This is a genomic window from Micrococcus sp. GbtcB5, from assembly GCF_019091605.1.
Taxonomy (GTDB): domain Bacteria; phylum Actinomycetota; class Actinomycetes; order Actinomycetales; family Micrococcaceae; genus Micrococcus; species Micrococcus luteus.
Window position 1 is genome coordinate 1 of the sequence record NZ_JAGXJK010000320.1, and the last position, 249, is coordinate 249.

The 249-nt window shown below is 65.1% G+C and carries 1 protein-coding gene; it reads left to right on the plus strand.

Annotated features, from left to right (window positions below; genetic code table 11):
* Positions 1–48: 48 nt before the first annotated feature.
* On the plus strand, positions 49–249 hold a 201-nt coding region (locus KVS67_RS12520), incomplete at its 3' end, for a cation transporter (protein ID WP_217565498.1).

Sequence of the window (249 nt, forward strand, 5' to 3'; positions counted from 1 at the left end):
GCCGCCAGCGAGCCCCAGCACCCCCGAGATTCCCGCAAGAAACTCTGGATCGCATTCCCGATCACCGCGACGATCGTCGTTGCCCAGGCCATGGGCTCGGTCATCACCGGCAGCCTCGCATTGCTGACCGACACCGCCCATGCCATTACCGATGCGTCCGGCCTGCTGGTCGCACTGATCGCCGCGACGCTGATGCTCAAGCCCGCCAACTCCAAGCGCACCTGGGGGTTCCGGCGTATTGAAGTGATC